We start from the raw sequence: 19,794 nt of genomic DNA, 5'->3' as shown, positions 1-19,794 counted from the left end.
CATCTTCAGTGAAGTCGTTTGTTGAAGTAACTGTAATTGTGGGTGCATCGTTTACGAGAATTACTGATGGGTCAACATCTGCAGGGGTGCCATCAACTGTTCCATCGTTTGGAGTAAGTGTAAATGCTGGTAAATCTGTTCCTGCATTTACTAAGCCAAGTCCTGCTTGAGTTAAGAGAACTTTACCTGCATCATCGCCTGTTCCAAGTGCATAGTTGATTGTATCGCTTAGAATTACGCTTACCGTATCTCCATCTTCGTCGTCCGTCGTATAAGTTGCAACTACTGAGCCTACTTCATTTGCAGGGTCATCTTCAGTGAAGTCGTTTGTTGAAGTAACTGTAATTGTGGGTGCATCGTTTACAGCTTCCACATTAATCGTTAACGTACCTACATCAGAAAATTCGCCATCTGTCACAGTATAATTTACACTGTCTGTTCCGTTAAAGTTGGTTGGAGGCGTATATGTATAGCTTCCATTCTCGGCAATAACTATTTCACCGCCTTGAGCTGTTGCAAACGTGCCTGCCTCAACGGTTAAATCATCACCGTCGATATCATAGTCATTTGCATCCAAATCAACTGTGGAATAAAGAACAGTATCTTCAACGGCGTTCACGGTATCATCTACAGCCGTTACAGGCTCATTGACATTGTTGATAGGAACGGACAAAAGCTGTGTAGTGTAATTGCCAAATGCATCAGTTACTGTTACGTAGGTGTTATACTCATTATTTCCACCCAAATCTTTTGGATTTTCAAAGTCCGGAGACTCTTTAAAAGTGACAAGACCGGTTGCGGAGTCAATATTGAAGAAGTCACTGTCCAGTCCGCTAATGCTGTAAATTACATCGCTCTCAGCCGTCGCTGTTATCTGAATAACCGGAACAGTGTCGTTTTCATCATATATGACGACATTTGGAGATGTTATTACAGGAGGCATTACAACAGCTGCTTCCCCCTCCTCTTGGGCAAGGTCATAAACGACGTTTTCACCGCCAAAATCAGTTATGCCAAATCCAAGCTCACTGTTTGCTCCTCTGTTAAAGCCAAGCACGCTTGATTCAGCCACAATATTTGTAGGAGTAAATGAAGAACTGCCTTCCGCTGCCTCTTCACCCGCTGCAGTCTCTAAAATATCAACTAAATTCTCATCGCTGGCTACACTGTCCGTTGCATCTCTGCCATGGATTACAGAACCGTCTGCTAGGATTCTAAATGCACCATCATACGCAGATGCCTCAGGAAGTGCCAAAAACTTGATTTGAAACAGAGCGTCGGGGTCATTGCTTATAACCTGCTCATTTTCATACAAAAACCCTTCAAATCCAGGTTCGCGAACAACACCGTCAACACCAACAATTTTAATACTGCCTTTTGTTACCTCTATCTGTCCTATCACTTTTCCACTAGCCATCTCACACCTCCGTATTAATTATTTTACAATGCTAACATATAGAGTTTTACAAGTAAATAGTACTTTGGTATGAACCAAAAGTCTGAATCTTTAAAATATTTATAGTAAAATTCAAGAATGATTGATGATTTAATTTTAAACTATATGCTTTTGTTTATTTTGTTGGAGTTTTTTGAAGTCTCATGGCAGAAGGCACCGACTATTATGGGCATGATTATAAAGATGCACAGATACTACGCAAAGAGCATATTTCTCTTTTTGATTATGCACCCGACATTTTATTTCAGCATCGGGTTCGCTATGATCACAGACCTAAATATGTACGCGGTAATCCTGCTGTTTTTAAAGACTCTAGATGTCGCAACCAAAATTCTTCTTATAGAGCAGATCTATACAAAAAAAGAGCTCTCACAGGAACTAAGTCTTATTCTTCTCGCACCTATAAACGACTTCTTGCCATATATTGGGATGTTTGCGTACCCTCTACTTATTCTCTTTGCTCTCTGACATAGCGTACCCGCTTTTTAGTTGAGCCTGTTTGGAGAGAAATTTCACGCTTTGAGAGATATCTTCATTTGCCAAAGAGTGCTCTTTATGCAGCTTCTCCAAAGAGCTCTCTATTTTAGCACTGAGCTTGTTGCCAAGAGATGCTACCAGCTCTTTTGTGCTATCTATCTCGCTCTCTTTTATCTCTTTAAACTCTTTGATTATCATGCTAAGCTGTGATTGCGATTTTACATACTCTGATTTGATCACTTCGATATCTTTCATAAGATCTCTCATCGTAGAGTAGATGTCATGCAAAGAACTGTTCTGATCTTTAAGCTCACTCATCTTGTTTGAAGAGAGAATCATCTGCTTCATAATAATCTCGCTCTGCTCTTTTATGCCGCCGAGCCTGTTTTCGCTCTCATAGAGGGAAGTGTTTACTCCCTCGGTATGTGAACGCAAAGAGAGCACCTCTTTTTCAAAAGATTTTGCAATGCTTGAGAGCTCTCCAATAGTCTCTTTTACAATCGCTTTTGCAATACTTTTTGAGAGGTTGCTCATCTGCTGCAGATTCTCTTTGAGCTCTTCTATCTCATCAATAATGTCGCTTCTGCTCTCAATAGCTTTGGCAAGAGTTGTCCTTACCTTGTTAAAGTGGTCCTGTTCGGCAACCCTGAGAATATCTATATGTTTATGTACTATATTGTCAAGCGAAGGAATCTGAACATCGGTAAAATTTTCAAAAGAGCCTTTTACATCTTCATGCCAGCCGCGCAGCTCTTCAAACTTCTCTATAAACCTGTTCTGATTTATCAGTATAGAGTCAAGAGCTTTTATATCATGCTTAAATCTCTCTCTGTTCTCCTCTTGCATCTGTTTGTCTTGATTTTGGTTTAAAATCATCTTTTTCTCTAGCTTGAGCGTAAACTCTTTAAGCTCATAGAGCTGTTCAGTCAGCGCTTTTGTAAATTCATGCTGCGTTTTTTCCTCTTCTCTTTGTTGCGTCTGGTGCAAAATATTCATGATTATGTACAATATAAGCGAGACCAAGATGGGGAAGAAACTCTCTTTTAGAGCCATGCTTGTCTCTACGCTATCTGGATATAAAATAAAGTGAACAACAGCGCTTATTGCGCCGATGCCGAGCATAAGAGGTGCATAGTTTATCTTGTTTGGCTGTTTTAAAATTGATATCTGTCTAAGGAAAAGCAGAGCCATTAATGCGAAGGCAATAAGTAAGTCACTATCAAACACTTTTCGTCCTTAAAATAGTTTAAAACTATTCTAGCATAAAGTTTTATAAAACTATATCTAATACCTCGGCAGGTTTTTTCACAATCAAATGAGCATCACTTTTAGGGCTAAAACCCCATGTTGCAAAGATAGACTCTATCCCTGCACTCATTGCACTTAAAATATCTTTAGTGTTGTCTCCGACCATCCATGCCTTATGATTTTTGGCGTCATATGCATAATGGTTCAATATATAGTGAAGCATTTCAGGGCTTGGCTTTGAAGCAGAAACTCTGTCCGCTCCTATGATTACATCAAATAGAGGTTTTACCTTTAGATGCTCTAACATCCTCAGGGCAAACTGCGTTGGAGCATTTGTAGCGACCGATATTTTTACGTTTGCTGCTACGAGTTTTTGAAGCAACTCTTCTACGCCATCATAGAGATAGACATTTTTTACACACTCCTGCTCGTAGTGAGCCTCAAATAACTCTCTATCTTTTGGATAATAAACCTCTGTCTCATAAAAAAGCATGGAGAGGTTTCGCACCTCCATGTTGATAACTTCAACTATATATTCCTCGCTCAGGGGAGGCAGATTGTGATGCATCTCTCTTACGTAATTGACGGACACGGTAATATCTTTTTTGGAATCAAGCAGCGTGCCGTCCATATCAAAGATAACGATTTTCATCTCTATTTTTCTATCTCATCTTCTCATATAGCTCAACAAGAGTATCAACAAAAAAGTCACTATCATTTGGACACTCACAGACTCTATAATCTTTAAAACCAAGCTCCAATGCAACTTCTCTATACTCCATCTCTAGTTCAAAATCGGTCTCCGAATTGTCGATAGTAAAAGCTATAGGAAAAATCACAACACCTTTGCTCTTTACCTCTTTTAGTTTATCTTCAAGCGAGGGTTTGAGCCACTCCATCGGTCCCACTTTTGACTGGTATGCCAGATGTACCGCATGAAAATTCATCCCAGCCTCTTTGAGCATATTTGTTAAGATGGCGACATGTTTGTTTATATGGCGCTCATAAACATCGCCGCGCTCAATAATCTTTACAGGAAGTCCATGCGCTGAAAAAATAATATCAAAATCACTACACTCATCCGCACTTATGCGCTCCCCAATTCTTTGAAGTACTGCTCTGTTGTAGTTTTGGTTTTGAAAGAAGTGCTTAATCTCCACTAAAACAGCATCGCCGCCATTTAGGTGGTACTGCTCTTCAAAATCCTCCAAAGATGACTTTGTGGTGGTCGTGGAGAACTGCGGATAGAGTGGAATGAGGTAGATTTTTTCAAGATTCTCTTTGTTTAGTCTCTCAATTACCTCTGAAGCAAAAGGTGGAGTGTAGCGCATTGCAAAATCAACTATCACTTCATCCCCGACACGCGACTGAAGCTTCTCAACCAACTTTTTTGTATGTCCGACAATAGGCGATTTACCGCCTATCTGTCTGTAAATATCTTGAGATTTCTCAGTTCGCGTAAATGTTATCATCTTTGCTATAAAGGCTCTAAGCAGTGAACTCTTTACGGTAATTATATTTTTATCGTTGAACATATTTGTTAAAAAAACTTCAACCTCTTCAAGGTTGTTTGGTCCGCCCATGTTGAGTAAAACTATTGCTTCTTTTTTCATAACCTAATCCTCTTTTACTCGTAAACTTATCTCATAAACAACTCTTTGTAATGGTAGCATCTCTTCATATATTTTATAGAGCGTATCTATTAGTTTATCGCCATCTTCTATAAGCTTTGGTTCTAAAATCTTATAAGTTGCCATCCCTTTATAAAGGCTCAAATCCACACTCGGCATCTCAGGGCTAAAACCTCGTGGATATCTTTTGTATCCTTTTTCTACTGTCTTATAACCTTTTGCCTCAAGAGTTTTTAAAAGTTTATCGAGAGAAACTCTTCGACTCTCATCTCCTATGTACTCTCTGTAGGTATCAAGCATGGGTTTTTCAAACCATCTCACACCTACGGATACAAAAAGCTCATCAGGAGAGAAGTGGAGGTAAAAGGAGGATTTTTGAAGCCTGCTTCCGCTATTGCCCTGTGTAAAAATAATACCGATTCTTGATTTCAGAGGTGCTTTGTTTGCTCCCATCCTGCGGGTATCTCTGTAGATTCTAAAGAGCGATTTGTTGATTTTGGGTTCAAAATCTATTGTCGGCTCAAGCGCCATAAGATGCTCGCCCATCTCTTGCACAAAAGCGCGTGAAGGGTTTAAAAGACACTCTTCATACTCGCTTTTATGCGCTTCAAACCACTCTTTATTATTATTTTTGCGGATGGCTTCTAAAAAAGGAAGCGCTTTTTTACTAAAGCCTGTAAACTCCATAGCAACGTCTCTTAAGCCAGCTTTCTATTTCTAAACGCAATGGCAATAACGATAAAGAGAATCGCATATGTCACAGGCACAAAATCAGGGATAGGAACAGGGTCGCCCTTTGCGTATGAGTGCATTCCTGCAAGATAGTAGTTCACTCCGAAGTATGTCATGATGACCGACGTGTACGACAACAAGGAGATAACACTAAAGTTAAATTCGCTGTAGATTGACTTTATAAATCTAAGGTGAACAACGACTGCATAGACTAAAATCGTCACAAGCGCCCATGTCTCTTTCGGATCCCAGCCCCAGTAGCGTCCCCAGCTCTCATTTGCCCAAACACCGCCTATAAAGTTTCCAAGCGTTAAAAATGCAAGACCAATCATAAGACTCATCTCGTTTATGGAGTTAAGCTCTTTAATTGAGAGTGATATATGTTTTTCATTCTTTTTTGTTTTAAACACAAAGAGCAAAATTACAATAAAACCTAAAAGCGCACCAAGTCCCAAGAAACCGTAACTAGCAGTGATAACCGCAACATGTATGCTAAGCCAGTATGAGTTAAGAACAGGCACCAAGTTTGTAACCTGCGGATTCATCCAGTTTAGATGCGCCACAAAGAGAATCAAGCCTGTCAGCACGGCAGTTGAAGCCATCGTCATGGATGAGCGTTTAGAGAAGAAAAGACCAGCTAAAATGGTTGCCCAGCTAATGTATATCATGGACTCATAACCATCGGACCACGGCGCATGTCCTGAAACATACCATCTAAGTCCAAGCCCGAATGTATGAGCAAGAAAGAAAAGCGTTAAAATCAACAATGAGCTCTTCTCAAGCACTCTAATATTAAGTGCCGGTTTTAGTATTTTTATGAAACTTGCTATCAAGAGCATAAAACCGATGACAAAATAAAGAGGATAGAGTCTCTCAAAAATATTTGTATAGTTGTAAAACATTTCAGCTTTTATTCTGCCCTCAGAAGGCATAACAGAGACTCCGTAAAATTTCTGATACTTAGATATTTTCTCTATTGCACTGTTTGCATCGCTCCAATCTCCTGTAGTAACGCCTTTGTCCAGTGAGACAAAATAATTAAATGCTATCTCTCTTATTTTAACGGCATGGTCCTGCGGAAAAGTTTGAAGTGCCTCTATGCTTGGAAACCATTTGTTGTTTATCTCATTTGGTTTTGGCCAAATTTTCATAAGATCGCCAGTATAAACGGAAAAAGAGATGTTTACTCTCTCATCTACCTCTAAAACCGCTTTATCAAAAAGGTCTCTGCTTTTTGGCTCTTTTCTAGCTGCAGCATCAACATACTCAACCAATTTATAGCTGCCTAAATTTTGTGGATCTGCAAAAAACTGCGTAAAAGATGCATATGTAGCATCTAGTTTTACTCCTATTATTCTATTTATCTCTTCGTTTTTTGTTCTAATGATTTTAAGCTCTTTATAGGCTTCAGGTTTTGACATCATTCCCAAAATAACCTGATTTGCGCTTAGAGTCTCTTTTCCTACTTTAAGAGACGAGTCTCTGTAAATCTTTGCCAGTATCTCATTTGAGAGGGTGTCCAGCGGCTTCATTCTTCCTGCACTGTCTTGTACGATAAGCTCACCAAATTTTTTGGCATGCTCTTTGTCAAAGGAGAGTACTGTTTTTATAACGGGGTCCACCTCCTCTGCGTATGTCGGTGCAACGCTAAAGAGCACTCCGAGTGAGAGTAAAATTCCAAGAGCTTTCTGCTCGCTTGCTTTTTTTGCTCTTTTTGATAGTTGTGCAAATCTATTTTCTCTTGAGAAGAGAGACCAAAACATACCCAATCCTAAGAGAAAATATCCTATATACGAGGGGAGGGTTCCAGGGTCGTTATTTACCGACAAAACAGTTCCCTGCTCATCTTGATCGTATGAAGATTGGAAAAATCTATACCCTCGATGCTCTAAAATATTGTTCATGTAGATCCTGTAAGGCATATGTATGTTTTGTTCTTCGTCTATCAGTTCCACCTCGCTTGCATAAGAGGCAGGAGACATTGAACCGGGATATCTGTCTAACTGAAAATCCAAAAGCTTGACGCCAAAAGGGAGTTCAATTATTTTCGAGCCGTATGCTATGTGTACATCTACGCCGTTGATTACATTATGATGCTCTTTTGCACGTCTACCTGCCTGACCAAAGATTGTAACAGCCTCAGATACACCCGCTACATTTACATCAAATATAAGCGCATCCATCCCCGGTGACATAGAAGATGCGTTGGGATTTGAGACAAGTTTAGTACTTGCATGCTTGTAAAAGTTTCTAATGACAAAGTTACTTCCATTAGCACCAAAAAGTGTTCTTAGCTCAAGAGTACTTTTTTCGCTTGGAGTAATCTCGCCATCCAAGCCGCCGTCCATCTTCATAAATTTCAGAGTAAAGTCATGCTTCATAAATAGTTCGTCATTTTCACTATATACGGAGATGGTAGGTTTTAAAAACATCTTTTTAGAGTCAAAATCTATCGCTATGTTTTCATTTTCATAGTATTCGCCTCTGCGAAGTTTTACAGGCTCGCTTCCCTGCTCGCCGGTGACCATCATATCAATCATCTCAAAGCCGCCCTCTTTGCCCTCAACATAGCTCTCTACAACATCAGGAATATACTCTGCCAATTTTACATTTACATCCTTGCCGTCGATGTTTAGAGATGTTGATAGCGAGTTGCTTGTTCTTTTTGATAGGTATACGCTCTTTTGGCTCTCAACTTTTTTCTCATCTACTTTAGCGCTGACAATGAAGTAGGTATCCATACTAATCATAGTATTTGCCGTTTCACCCTCACGAATGTGCATAGTTCCCTCAAAGCCTATAAAACGGGTTATTGCCGCGCCAAGAAGTATGATAAGAAATGAGATATGGAAGATAAAAATAGGAGCTTTTTTAACGCTGAACATTTTGTTTTTAACTATATTGATACTCAGGTTGATGGCTAGCAGAGCCATTAAAGCTTCAAACCACAAAGCGTTGTAAACATCAGCTTTTGCGGTAATTGTGCCGTAGTCGTTCTCTATGAATGTAGCATAACCGATGGCTGCTGCAAAGATTAGCATCAAGAGAGCCATCGTTTTCATAGAGCTAATTAGCGATAGAATTTGTTTCATATGTATCCTTATTTAAAAAGGATATTCTAGTTAAATTTAGATAACAAAGTTTAACTAATTGGCTTATTCTTCGAGTTTAAAAGTTATTCTAAAGTCACCGCTCTCAAGCTGCGCAGCTTCGTGTGATATTGTGAGAGGAATCCTGTCATATAGAGGAAACGGCTCGTGAAAAAATATTCCGACTAGTCTATCATTTTTGCTCTTAAGAAGAGAGAGACCAACCATTGTGTTTACCATAGGCTCAGGCGGCTGACAACCTGTTGCATCGTACTCATAGTATGTCAAGCCATCCTCTTCATATTTATAAAAATCCAGTGTAGCTCTTGGAACCTCGATCAACTCTTTTTTCACATTTACCCCTTTTTTTTCGTTTATTCTAACATCTTATAATTCAAAAAAAATTGTCATAGCGCAAGTTTTATCTCAAAACCCTTTCTTTTGCCCTCAAGCAGCTCAACACTTCCCCCGTGAGCCTCGGCAATCTGTCTTGAGAGAACAAGCCCCAAGCCGTTTCCTTTGACTTTTGTACTCTTAAATGCCTCAAAAAGCTCTTTGGTATTTTCAATCATCACACCGCTGTCATAAACGTAAAATTTATGAAATTTATCATCACATTCATAAACAATCTCAACGCTTCCGCACTCATTATCATCAAGCTCTATTGCATCGATGGCATTGGTTAAAAAATTTGAAAAGAGCATCTCAAGAAGATCTTTGTCGGCATTTAGTATAAATTTCTGCTCCGGAAATACAAATGTTATATCTTTTGTATAACCGTAGTACCCAACAGCCATATCTAGGGCATCTTGAAGTTCACTCCACATAAATGGCGCTTTGTTTGCATGCACACCTTTACTAAACATAAGCGTTGCTTTTACAATCCTCTCAATCCTGCATACCGACTTTTGAATCTCCTCGACAATTGGCACATTCTCCGGAAGCACCCTCTTTTTTAGCGTGGAGCTCAAAAGCGAGATGGAGCCTATGGGATTTCTTATCTCATGAGAGAGATGTGCCGCCATCTGCCCCATGGTTGCGAGATTCTCTTTTCTCTTCTGCTCGGTTATATCGGTCGCGCTAAGAAGTAATTTCTCTTTGTATGAAGAGCTTTTAATAAGGTAGGATTTTGAGCTAAACTGCACCTCATAGTCATCATTTTTAAGCTCCAAAAGTTCAAAGAGTTCGCCAAGTGATTTTGCCTGAGAGTTTTGCAGAAAAACGCTACCGTCTTTTTGTAGTATCCAGATGGCGTTTGGCAAAAACTCAACAACTTCCTCAACGGTATCTTGCAGATGCGCATAAGAGGCTTTTAGCTCGTTAAACTCCTTCTCTACCTTATAGGTCTGCTCTATAAGAAGGCTTAGCTCATCGGGTGTTATGCCTGACATCAGTCGTTAAATCCCAAAACGATTTTATAAAGACTATATGCATCATCGCTTCCGCAAAGCTCTCTGATAGAGTGCATCGCAAATGTCGGAAGCCCAACGTCGAGAGTCTCAATGCCGAGTCTTGAGGCTGTTATAGGACCGATGGTTGAGCCGCACCCCATATCGCTTCTTGTTACAAAGTTCTGAATCGGCTCGCCGATGGAGGATGCAACATTCATAAATCTTGAAATCGTCTTTGAGTTGGAGGCGTAACGCTGATTTGCATTGACTTTGACGACACTCCCTTTGTTTATAAGCGGTGCATGGTTTGAGTCATGTTTGCTTGGGAAGTTTGGATGGATTGCATGCGCATTGTCCGCACTTATAAGCATAGACGAGCGCATCATCTGCGTATACTCTTCAAAATCTCCAAACATACGCTTGAGCGTGCTCTCCAAAAACGAGCCCCCTGCCCCCGACGTACTCTCGCTTCCAACCTCTTCATGATCACTTGCAATAAAGAGCATCGGTTTATCTTCGCCAACGCTGCAAACACAAAGCATCCCGACATAACAGCTAAGCAGGTTGTCAACTCTCGCACTTGCGATAAACTCGTCATGTAACCCCACAAAAGAGGCTTTTTGCGTGTCGTAAAAACTAAGCTCGTTTGCATAAAGCTCTTTTACATCATCCACACCGCTTGACTTTAGCTGCTCTTTTAAAAAGAGCTCAAAACTAAACTCCTCAGATGTAGAGAGTATCGGCGTAATATCCGTTTGTGCATTGACGCTTTTTTTCTCGTTTACCTCTCTATCGAGGTGGATGGCAAGAGATGGAATGATTGCGATAGCTTTTTTGGCATCAATAAGCGCATCTTTAATGACGTTATTTGAGTCAAGATAGGTCACTCGCCCCGCCAAAGAGAGATCCCTGTCAAACCAAGTGTTTAAGAGAACTCCGCCGTAAGGCTCAACTCCAAACTTTACGACTCCGTGCTCTTTTATAACCGGATTTGGCTTTAGTTTTAGGTTGGGAGAGTCAGTATGCGCACCGACCATAACGTAGTTTTTAGAGCCGGAATATGTAAAAGCTATGATAGATGAGTCGTTGCGTGTGACGTAGTACTTCTTCCCCTTCTCCAATGACCACTTCTCAATCTCGTTTAGCTTTATAAAACCGGCGTTTTCAAACATTCCAGCCATATTTATAGTTGCATGAAACGGCGTAGGCGAAGCATCCAAAAAACCCAGCAAACCTTCATTGAAATCTTGTTTTATCATTATTTAATTACCTTTGTATTAATTTTTCACACATTGAGTTCAATCGCTTCAAACTCATCATCTGCATTTTTTCTAAATCTGTAGTATTTTATCGCTTCCGGTTTTGAATATGTTGGCTCCGGTGTTACAAATATGATACCGAAACCTTTAAAGTTTGCGAACGCTCTTAGCTTTTCCTGATTATCACTATGAAGACGCGATACCTCATCAACAATTAGAAAAAATGGGGTTTCATCATCTTTTATAAACAGTTTTAAAATAGCTACCGCAATAGCGATTTTAAGCAGCATACTTCCACCCGTTGAGCTCTCATTTTTGAGTTGTGAAACTTGCGAAATCTGTTTGCCGTTTTCATTAAAAGACAAACTCAAATCTATAGTGTCTTGAAGCGAAATCGAGTTTCCTTTGAGTTCTTGTTTTATCTCTTTAAACTTCATCTCCAAGCGACCCAGCTCTACCAAAACTTCATCTTTATCGTAAAAGAGCGAACCCTCATTAAGCAGTGAACCGAGGTTTGAAACATTGACATGTAACTCATTTAAAAGTTTGGCTATACTTTTTTTATTACCCGCCTGTGTATCAATTTTGATGTTTTTAATCACGCCAAAATCTATCTCCGAGAGGTTCTTATTTATCTTTGCGACTTGAGAGAAGAATCTGTCTTCACTATCGTTAAAAATAGACATTTTTTGAGGAAGCAAGTTGTTTACAAAGTTTATAAATTTTTTGTGTCCGTTTTGTTTTACCATCTCTAACTTTTTGTTTTTAAACTCTACAACATCATCAATTTTCACAATTGTGTTTGGTGTAGAGGAGATAAAAAGAACGCTGTCGTACTCCTCAAATTTAAAATTAATCTCTATTTCATTTTGAGAATTTTTAAGCACATTTATCTTGTCAAGTTTGGTTTTCAGGTCAACCTTTTTACTTTTATACTCAAGTAAATGTGCATTGTAGCGCTCTACTAACATGTACAAAAATTCGCCGCTCTCTTTTGGAGTTATAAGTTCAAATATATCTTCCAAAAGTTCAAAATCACTTAACCCTTTTTTGAGTTTCTTGTCTTTGTTTGCATGAGCTTTTTTTGCTTCAATCAGCTCATCTTTTTTATACTCATAGTTCTCTATCTTTATCTCAAGTCGTTTTTTAAACTCTTCATGTTTGAGTTTTATATTTTCTAAGTCACTCTCTTTTTGTGCAAGTGTGATTATTTCATCTTTTCTTTTCTCATACTCTGCCAAAAACTCTTTAGAGAGTAAACATTCAGATAACTCTTTGTCTATCTCTGAGAGACTCGCTTCAAGCTCTTTTACTCTCTCATCTTTGGTTATCTTGTACTTTTGTTCCTCTTTTATTTTTACAAATGTATCTATCCTCTTTTGTTCATTTTGAAGCCATATTTCGAGTTTTTGGGTTTCTCGTTTTACATCCTCAAAATACTCGTCTTTTAAATCTTGCAAGGCATCATTTACCCTGCTTCTATCAACTCTAATCTCTTTATGAATTCTCTCTATCTCTTGTATGTTGTATCTAATCTCTTGAAGCAAATTTTGCATATCTAAATTAAACTGCTTCTCTTTTATCTTATAAGTGTCGTGAGCCTCTTGTATTTTTAAAGTGAGCCCTTCGCCAAGAAGCCTGATATTCTCTTCTAGTGCCTCTATTTCACCCGCCAAAAGTTCTATATCTTTAGCGGCAAACTCCTCTTTGGCTTCTATGGATTCTCTAATCTTTTTATATTTTGCTTCAAGCCTCTCTTGTGACTCTCTATAGCTGCTCTGTAGATTCTCTTTTTGAAGGGTTAACTCCTCTACTTTTCTCTCTGCTTCATCTTTTGTGAGCATAGACTTAAGACTCTTTTTATCTAGCTCTATTGCAAAAAGCCTGTTTTGAGGGTGTAATTTCGGCTTTAACTCTTCTATGCTCATATCAAGCAAGGCATCATCAAGTAATGGATAAAGTTCACTTTCCCAGCCATCAACCTCTTCATGTAGATACTCTTTAAATGAGTTTGGCTTTGAGACTATCATACCGTGATATTTTTGTATCTCTTTTGTGTGCCTGCTAAGTTCATTTTCATAACTGCTTTTATTTTCATCTACTTCTCTTACATGTAATCGCTGTAAATCTTCTAAATCAAGTTTAAAATTTTTAATCTCTCTTTTTTTAGTATCTATCAATTCGCGCTTAAGCTTTATCTCTGCTCTATTTTTATCTTCCTCTTTTTCATGAGACTCTTGGAGTTTTTTTACAAAAGCTTTATGCTCGTCTGAGGCACTGTTTAAAACTGATTTTTTACTCTTTATCTCTGATTCAAACTGCGTTATCTCCTCTCTTATGTCACTCTCACTCAAAAGTGCAACATTTTGTCTGGTAGAAAACTCTAACTCTTTTTTTTGTATCTTCTCGCCCAGTTCATTTTTGAACAGTTGCGTCTGGTTAAACTTTTTGCTCTGTAGCTCTCGCGGAAGCTCTTTATCTCTTTTATAAAGAAGTTCTGCTATCTCTTTTTGAATGTTGTCAAGTTCACTCTCAAAACCGGATTTGAGTTTTATATAACTCGCTTGGAGTTCGCTCTGTCTGCTTTGTACCTCTTCATGTCTGTCCGCTTTGTCCCTGTTTGCCAAAACACTCTCATGTGAAAACTTCTCTTTGAGAGCTTTGATAGATTTTACTTCCAACTCCAAAGTATGAAGATGTTCTCTAAAGTTCTTCTGGCATCTGTCTAAAATAGCCGAACTTCTTTTATGCAACTCTTTTGTTTTGGCAAGCTCCATGTCAATTTTAAGTGCATGTGCCGCCGAAGTGCTTAACTCTTCTCTCTCATGTGCAACTCTATAAACTATAAACTCTTTTAATTCACTTATATCATCTTCCAAAGAGAGAAGAGTCTCTTTGAGTACGAAAGCTTCATCAATATTTTTTTTCTGCTTCTCAAACTCTTTAAAAAATCTATATTCAGATTTGAACTTATATATCTCCTGAAGATACTCTTCATGGTCAAAGTCTATAACTTTTTTTTCATAATCAAGTGTAGTTTGAATCGCTTTTTTTATACTTCTTGAGTCTATGATTGATTTGTCAATATTAAATATCTCGTTAAAAAGCCCTATAAAAATTTCGTTATTTTTAATGAAGGTAAATTTAAAATCTAAATATTTTTTATTGTTGCCGTAAATTATTTCTCTATACTCGCCAAGTGATGTCACTCTTTTTTTAAGATTTGGCGACCTGATATACTTGTTAATCTCATCTAATTCGTAAAGCTCACGCTTGTCATTCATCACTTTTGCAAGGTCAAATTTTTGCTTAGAAAACATCTTGACTATTTCACCGCCGCTCTTATACATGAAGATAAAAAAATCTTCAAAAACATATATCATGTAGGAGTTGGAAAATTTAAAATAGTACTCTTTAAAACCATCCTTGTCACTTGGAATGCCGAGGTTTCTTACATCGCCGCTGAAAAGATAATGTATAGCTCTAATGACGGTTGTTTTTCCGCTTCCGTTATCACCTAAGAAAAAAAGGTCTTTTTCTAAACTTACGTCTAAAAAATTAAAGTTTGCAGAGTTTATCAGTATGAGTTTTTTAATCATTACGATGCCACGCTTTGAACAATTTTTGTATAGTACTCTATGGAACTAAGCACGAGATAATCATCTTTAGAATCACTCTCTTTTTTCTCTAAAATGTAGTTTTTCTCCAACAAATCAAAAAACTTTTCCACTATATCTTTTAAATCTTTGCTCTTAAAAATATATTCAAATTTCTGTTGCAAACGGGGATCCTCTTTTTGTTTATAATGCACTATAAAATCTGTCTGTTTAAGCACACTGCCTCTCTCCAAGTAAGGAAAAAGTTGTTTTAAAATCGCGATAGCAATCAGGGTATTTTTATGATTGTTTAAAAAGCTGTTTAGCTCACCCTCATGCATAGTCTCTTTTTTTGAGATGTAAAAATAGCCGTTTTCACCATTAAGGATAAAGCCTAACTTATTTAAAATCTTATATAACTCATCAAAATTTTCATCTATCATCAAAAACTTTGCTACCTCAAGATACTTTTGTGAATTTATAGAGATTATCACACCCTTGCTCAAAACTTTAAAAACCTCATCCAAACCTATTGCCATTGCGCCACCTTTATACCAAACTCATTAAAACACTTACCAAACATAACCTGTTTATTTGTTGTAATCTGCAAGTAAACTTTAAATGCCTCATTTATTAATTCGCTCTGCGTAAATCTCTCTAACTCTCCATGAGACTTAATAAATAAAAATATATCATCACTTTTTTTTGCTTGTAAATCTTTGAGAATTTTTTGTATATCTACTATCTCCAATTTCTCTTTTGCCTGCATTTTTATTGGAGCAGTTTTTACAGGTTTTTCTAACACGATATTTGAAAACAGACTCTTTAACTCTTTTTTCATCTTCACTATATCATCATCTGAGGCAAAACTGTGAATTCTGTTTTTTTGACTGCGCTCAACACTAAAGTAGAGGTTTTTATAGTGCAGACTCAGGTACTCATCCAAGGCATTAACATCCTCATCTAAAATCATATTTGAGAGTTTTATAATCTGTTTATTTTGAATTCGTCGCTTTTTCGTTTGGATGATAAACTGATTTATCTCTTTTATGTAAGTGTTGATATTTTGAATGTAGTATAAAATATTGACGCTGATATTTTGCAAAAGAGTATCTATCTCACTATCAAGACCTCTCAAATCTTTCCTAAAAAAAGCACCGATTTTTTGATTTGCACCTATAAGCTCGTCTATTTTTTCTAAAATATCAGCAGCATTTTCAAGTAAAATATCTATATCTAAAGAGGTGTCATTTTCAAGTCTCAGCAAAAGTATCTGTATCTCTCTGTCACGATTGTAAAACTTAAAGTACAAATCATCTATAAGTTTCATAATGGCAGATTTGTAAAACGCATCCGCTCTCTCTTGAAAGCGTTTTTTATTTTTTACAAGCTCTTTATACTCTTTTTCATAATCCCCAAAAATGATACTGTAATCGATTCTTTGTAAAACAGAATCCACAAAGTTTAAATAGTTTTTATTGAGTTTGTATCTGTCGCTGATTTTTACAAAAAGAGTAGAATCGACAAGCTCAGGTTCTACATTTTGCAAAAACTCCTGTCTATAAGCCCTGTCAATAAGCTCTCTGTTTTCATGAAGCAGTTTTAAGAGTTCAATGTGTTTCATATATTATCTCTTGTTCGACTACCGTATTGTATTCTTTTATAAGTTTTATTATCGGCATGACATCTTGTGAATAGCTACTTTTCATTCTTGCTCTTTGTTTTTTATACAATGCGATATTATTATATTTTTTATCTGAAAAATAACTCTGTATGTTTTTAGGAATATGCAATTTTTTAGCCCTACATGTAAAACTCTCATAAATATTCATCCCCTCAATGTCAAAATCTACAAAAAAAGTTACCTCTTTTGTTTTCAAGAAAGCTCTCGTAAGCGTATTTGCATACCCCGCCAAATATACAAAATATTGCTCGTCAAAATACTCTGCAAATTTTTCAATATTTAAAAAAGTTTCCCCATTTTCTATAGCCAAAAAATTATCTATGTTCTCTAGCTCATTTAAATCATCACTTTTATAAAGTTTTGCTATCTCTGCTCTTTTTTTAACAACCACTACATTATCAAAGACTCTAACAAAATTTGATTTAGAATCTCCGCTAAATCTAATATTTTCACTTCTACATGTTGCATTTAAAATATTATATATATCTTCAAAATTATTTATACTTACATCTTGCGTTTGGGACAAAAACCTAAAAAAAAGCTCTTGATCTTTAACAACTGCTCTTTCTCCTCGCTTTGCTTGTAAAAAATAGATTTCATTTTCACTTTGATTGTTTGAAGCCAATGCGCACAACTCTTTTACACTACTATATACAGGAGTGTTGCCCTCAAAAAGAAGCGCTTGTCTTAAAAGTTTTTTATTCATTTATTTTTCTCGCTTTTAAAATGGAGTCCTTGCAGTTTTTCATAGAAATTTAATTATTTTTTTTGATTATACAAAAATATCTTCTATTCTACTCAAATTCTATATTATCAGGCAACTTTTTCGGCGCTTTTATGCGAAGCTGTTTGTGGATGCTCTCCCTTCCATAAACTACCTCGATAGCAGACGTGCTCACGCCAAATTCTTTTGCCAAAAAAACCACCATGTAGTCCGTTGCCCTTCCCTTTTGTGGCTGTGCTTTTACGCTGACTTTGAGCTGATTTCCTTTTACTTTTCCTATAACATCTCTCTTTGCAGCGGGAGTTCCAAGTATGTTTACAACCAAAACATCCCCCTCCCACTCATAAAACAGATGCGCCAAATCTCTTGCTCTCATCCCAAAAACAACCAAACCAGAAGTGCTATGCCGATGGCAAGATTGAGATAGCTCATGCCCTCTTCAAAAAGCACTACCAAAAGCTCATAGTATTTCTCTTGTAAAAAACTGTCAACCGTTAAAAGCTCATTTGTTGCATAGGCTGTAATCTCCGCACCCCACATGTAAGCAACAATCTCAGGAACGATAAGAAAGAGAATAACCCCGCCTATGCCCCATAGATTTTTCTGTGGTTTCATCGACTGCAACGCTTTTTTCGTATTTGGATTTTGCGCTATTGCTTGCGCCTTTGCTTTGATTTTATGTCTCATATTGAATCCTATAAATATTTGTACCTGATGACACAATTATATCAAGATTATAAAGTTTGAAATGACCTATCTTCTCAGCTACATTGAATTTTCTTGCTCAATGCTCAAAAAATTTATATTCAGGTATACTGTAGTATCTGTGGTTGACTTCGGGTTGCGGGTTGACTTCTGGGGATCCTAAAGAAATGCTAGGCTCATAACATTTTCAGTCTGTTATGCGAGTTTCTAGCTGTAAGTTTTACATGCTTATAGAATTTGTATCTGTTTGCGAGACGATACATTAATATCAATCATAACTAAATTGTTTTTACAAACAAAAAAGGATAAATAAATGCAAACATTAAAACAGTACTCAAATCATCTACTACTATCTATACTCTTCATGCTAACAGTTTTCATAGCTGGATGTGGCGGCGGCGGTGGCGGTACTACAATAACAGAAACAACGGAAGTCTCTGCTACCCCTGTAGTTCTATCTACAGCTCCTCTTAATGGCGACGATAACGTAACCCTTAACACAAACATTGCCGCTCTCTTTAACAAAGAACTTAATCAGACTACCGTAAGTAAAACTACTTTTACGCTAAAAAGTGGTGCTACCGCAGTTGATGGTAATGTGAGCTATGCTAACAATGCGATGATTTTTAATCCTGATGCAGATCTTACTGCAAGCACTGAATATAATGCAACAATCACTACCGGAGTTACAGACTCAGAAGGTAATGCTTTAGCAGCTGACTATGTCTGGAGTTTTACAACAGGAACAGACTCAGATAACACTCCACCAACAGTTCTATCAACAGACCCTGATGATAATGAAATAGGCGTGCCGATGAACAGAAGTGTAAGTGCTCTCTTTAGTGAACCGCTTGACCCTTCTACGGTAAATGTAGATACTTTTACTTTAACCAAAAATGGCGGTGCAGCAGTTACGGGTGTTATGAGTTATGAAAGCAATACAATGATTTTTGATCCTGCTGTAGATCTTGATGCGAACAGTACTTATGATGCAAATATCACTGCCGGGGTAACAGACTTAGCAGGCAATCCTTTAGCAGCTAAAACATGGAGTTTTACAACAGGAGATACTACAGAAAAAGTCCTGGCACCGGTTAATCTCGGTACAGCTGGAAGTTTTGCAATCCTTTCCAAGACTGGAATATCAACCACCGGTACTACGGCGATTACAGGCGATATAGGCGTTAGCCCAGCCGCTCTAACTTATATAACCGGATTTGATCCTATGCCTCTTTCTCCTGATGGCACATATGCTACATCATCTATAGTAACAGGAAAAATCTACGCAGCCGATATGGCCACTCCAACACCGGCTAAAATGACGGCGGCGGTCAGCGATATGGAAATTGCATATACTGATGCAGCCGGACGCACGCTGCCTGATTTTACAGAACTACATGGCGGTGCCTTAGGTGGTAAGGCACTAGTTCCAGGTCTATACAAATGGGGAACAAATGTTTTAATAAATAGTGAAGTATTTATTTCCGGTGGTGCGACTGATGTTTGGATTTTCCAGATATCAGGAGACCTTATTGTGGCTAATGGTGTTAAGATAACTCTTACAGGCGGCGCATTGGCGAAAAATATCTTCTGGCAAGTTGCAGGCGGTGCAGGTGTCTCTCTTGGAACAACAGCAGAGTTTAAAGGTATAGCATTAGTAGCAAAGAAGATTTCTTTAACTACCGGAGCAAAAACTAACGGTAGACTCCTATCGCAAACAGCAGTTACGCTAGATGCTAACGCTGTTACACAACCTTAATCAAAACTACACACTCTAAAAAAGATTAACTCTCGAGGGCTTT

Annotated in this window: 17 protein-coding genes; 2 read left to right on the top strand and 15 right to left on the bottom strand. The window is 37.7% G+C overall.

Annotated features, from left to right (window positions below; genetic code table 11):
• Nucleotides 1-1,417 (bottom strand): Ig-like domain-containing protein (locus tag IBX42_RS03620; RefSeq protein WP_294928938.1); only part of this gene is annotated, 1,417 nt, incomplete at its 3' end.
• Nucleotides 1,418-1,534: 117 nt separating this feature from the next.
• Here IBX42_RS03620 and IBX42_RS03615 point away from each other — a divergent pair.
• Complete coding sequence (locus IBX42_RS03615; protein WP_294928935.1) at nucleotides 1,535-1,924, top strand: hypothetical protein; 390 nt, start codon at nucleotides 1,535-1,537, stop codon at nucleotides 1,922-1,924.
• Here the strand turns inward: IBX42_RS03615 and IBX42_RS03610 are convergent.
• From IBX42_RS03610 to IBX42_RS03545, 14 genes are all read right to left on the bottom strand, one after another.
• Nucleotides 1,901-3,160, bottom strand: a complete 1,260-nt coding sequence (locus IBX42_RS03610) for a hypothetical protein (protein ID WP_294928932.1) — start codon at nucleotides 3,158-3,160, stop codon at nucleotides 1,901-1,903. The genes IBX42_RS03615 and IBX42_RS03610 overlap by 24 nt on opposite strands.
• A 43-nt stretch (nucleotides 3,161-3,203) precedes the next feature.
• Nucleotides 3,204-3,833, bottom strand: coding sequence for an HAD family hydrolase (locus tag IBX42_RS03605; RefSeq protein ID WP_294928929.1), 630 nt, complete (start codon nucleotides 3,831-3,833; stop codon nucleotides 3,204-3,206).
• 10 nt (nucleotides 3,834-3,843) lie between these two features.
• Nucleotides 3,844-4,794 (bottom strand): ferrochelatase, encoded by a 951-nt coding sequence (hemH, locus tag IBX42_RS03600; protein WP_294928926.1) that lies wholly within the window; start codon nucleotides 4,792-4,794, stop codon nucleotides 3,844-3,846.
• A 3-nt stretch (nucleotides 4,795-4,797) separates the two neighbouring features.
• Nucleotides 4,798-5,499, bottom strand: coding sequence for a DUF2461 domain-containing protein (locus tag IBX42_RS03595; RefSeq protein ID WP_294928923.1), 702 nt, complete (start codon nucleotides 5,497-5,499; stop codon nucleotides 4,798-4,800).
• A gap of 11 nt (nucleotides 5,500-5,510) precedes the next feature.
• On the bottom strand, nucleotides 5,511-8,636 hold the full coding sequence (ccsA, locus tag IBX42_RS03590; protein WP_294928921.1) for a cytochrome c biogenesis protein CcsA: 3,126 nt from the start codon (nucleotides 8,634-8,636) through the stop codon (nucleotides 5,511-5,513).
• Between the two features lie 63 nt (nucleotides 8,637-8,699).
• A complete protein-coding gene (locus IBX42_RS03585) occupies nucleotides 8,700-8,987 on the bottom strand; it encodes a hypothetical protein (RefSeq protein WP_294928918.1) in 288 nt (95 codons plus the stop codon).
• 53 nt (nucleotides 8,988-9,040) lie between these two features.
• The gene (locus IBX42_RS03580) at nucleotides 9,041-10,024 is read right to left on the bottom strand and encodes a HAMP domain-containing sensor histidine kinase (RefSeq protein WP_294928916.1); all 984 of its coding nucleotides are present in this window, start codon (nucleotides 10,022-10,024) and stop codon (nucleotides 9,041-9,043) included.
• A complete protein-coding gene (locus IBX42_RS03575; protein WP_294928913.1) occupies nucleotides 10,024-11,283 on the bottom strand; it encodes a M18 family aminopeptidase in 1,260 nt (419 codons plus the stop codon). Before IBX42_RS03575 ends, IBX42_RS03580 begins: the two co-directional genes overlap by 1 nt.
• Nucleotides 11,284-11,309: 26 nt before the next feature.
• A complete protein-coding gene (locus tag IBX42_RS03570; protein WP_294928911.1) occupies nucleotides 11,310-14,882 on the bottom strand; it encodes an ATP-binding protein in 3,573 nt (1,190 codons plus the stop codon).
• Nucleotides 14,882-15,418, bottom strand: coding sequence for a hypothetical protein (locus tag IBX42_RS03565; protein WP_294928908.1), 537 nt, complete (start codon nucleotides 15,416-15,418; stop codon nucleotides 14,882-14,884). Before IBX42_RS03565 ends, IBX42_RS03570 begins: the two co-directional genes overlap by 1 nt.
• A complete protein-coding gene (locus tag IBX42_RS03560) occupies nucleotides 15,409-16,503 on the bottom strand; it encodes a hypothetical protein (protein ID WP_294928905.1) in 1,095 nt (364 codons plus the stop codon). Before IBX42_RS03560 ends, IBX42_RS03565 begins: the two co-directional genes overlap by 10 nt.
• Nucleotides 16,490-17,269, bottom strand: a complete 780-nt coding sequence (locus tag IBX42_RS03555; protein WP_294928903.1) for a DUF2220 family protein — start codon at nucleotides 17,267-17,269, stop codon at nucleotides 16,490-16,492. Before IBX42_RS03555 ends, IBX42_RS03560 begins: the two co-directional genes overlap by 14 nt.
• 88 nt (nucleotides 17,270-17,357) lie before the next feature.
• Nucleotides 17,358-17,663, bottom strand: coding sequence for a DUF167 family protein (locus IBX42_RS03550; protein WP_294928900.1), 306 nt, complete (start codon nucleotides 17,661-17,663; stop codon nucleotides 17,358-17,360).
• Nucleotides 17,660-17,974: a hypothetical protein gene (locus IBX42_RS03545; RefSeq protein WP_294928898.1), complete on the bottom strand. Its 315-nt coding sequence runs from the start codon at nucleotides 17,972-17,974 to the stop codon at nucleotides 17,660-17,662. Before IBX42_RS03545 ends, IBX42_RS03550 begins: the two co-directional genes overlap by 4 nt.
• Before the next feature lie 331 nt (nucleotides 17,975-18,305).
• Here IBX42_RS03545 and IBX42_RS03540 point away from each other — a divergent pair, with 331 nt between their 5' ends.
• Nucleotides 18,306-19,751: an ice-binding family protein gene (locus IBX42_RS03540; protein ID WP_294928896.1), complete on the top strand. Its 1,446-nt coding sequence runs from the start codon at nucleotides 18,306-18,308 to the stop codon at nucleotides 19,749-19,751.
• The last annotated feature ends 43 nt before the right edge of the window (nucleotides 19,752-19,794 follow it).

The sequence above is a fragment of the Sulfurimonas sp. genome, assembly GCF_014859695.1.
In the GTDB taxonomy this organism is placed as follows: Bacteria; Campylobacterota; Campylobacteria; order Campylobacterales; family Sulfurimonadaceae; genus Sulfurimonas.
This window is presented reverse-complemented; position numbering and strand designations above follow the sequence as displayed.

What these genes read in the sequence shown, in the direction of transcription:
- hemH (WP_294928926.1), bottom strand. Translation starts at nt 4,794, where the DNA reads ATGAAAAAAGAAGCAATAGTTTTACTCAACATGGGCGGACCAAACAAC.
- IBX42_RS03565 (WP_294928908.1), bottom strand. Translation starts at nt 15,418, where the DNA reads ATGGCAATAGGTTTGGATGAGGTTTTTAAAGTTTTGAGCAAGGGTGTG.
- IBX42_RS03580 (WP_294928916.1), bottom strand. Translation starts at nt 10,024, where the DNA reads ATGTCAGGCATAACACCCGATGAGCTAAGCCTTCTTATAGAGCAGACC.
- IBX42_RS03545 (WP_294928898.1), bottom strand. Translation starts at nt 17,974, where the DNA reads ATGAGACATAAAATCAAAGCAAAGGCGCAAGCAATAGCGCAAAATCCA.
- IBX42_RS03575 (WP_294928913.1), bottom strand. Translation starts at nt 11,283, where the DNA reads ATGATAAAACAAGATTTCAATGAAGGTTTGCTGGGTTTTTTGGATGCT.
- IBX42_RS03615 (WP_294928935.1), top strand. Translation starts at nt 1,535, where the DNA reads ATGATTGATGATTTAATTTTAAACTATATGCTTTTGTTTATTTTGTTG.
- IBX42_RS03550 (WP_294928900.1), bottom strand. Translation starts at nt 17,663, where the DNA reads ATGAGAGCAAGAGATTTGGCGCATCTGTTTTATGAGTGGGAGGGGGAT.
- IBX42_RS03540 (WP_294928896.1), top strand. Translation starts at nt 18,306, where the DNA reads ATGCAAACATTAAAACAGTACTCAAATCATCTACTACTATCTATACTC.
- IBX42_RS03595 (WP_294928923.1), bottom strand. Translation starts at nt 5,499, where the DNA reads ATGGAGTTTACAGGCTTTAGTAAAAAAGCGCTTCCTTTTTTAGAAGCC.
- ccsA (WP_294928921.1), bottom strand. Translation starts at nt 8,636, where the DNA reads ATGAAACAAATTCTATCGCTAATTAGCTCTATGAAAACGATGGCTCTC.
- IBX42_RS03560 (WP_294928905.1), bottom strand. Translation starts at nt 16,503, where the DNA reads ATGAAACACATTGAACTCTTAAAACTGCTTCATGAAAACAGAGAGCTT.
- IBX42_RS03570 (WP_294928911.1), bottom strand. Translation starts at nt 14,882, where the DNA reads ATGATTAAAAAACTCATACTGATAAACTCTGCAAACTTTAATTTTTTA.
- IBX42_RS03605 (WP_294928929.1), bottom strand. Translation starts at nt 3,833, where the DNA reads ATGAAAATCGTTATCTTTGATATGGACGGCACGCTGCTTGATTCCAAA.
- IBX42_RS03555 (WP_294928903.1), bottom strand. Translation starts at nt 17,269, where the DNA reads ATGAATAAAAAACTTTTAAGACAAGCGCTTCTTTTTGAGGGCAACACT.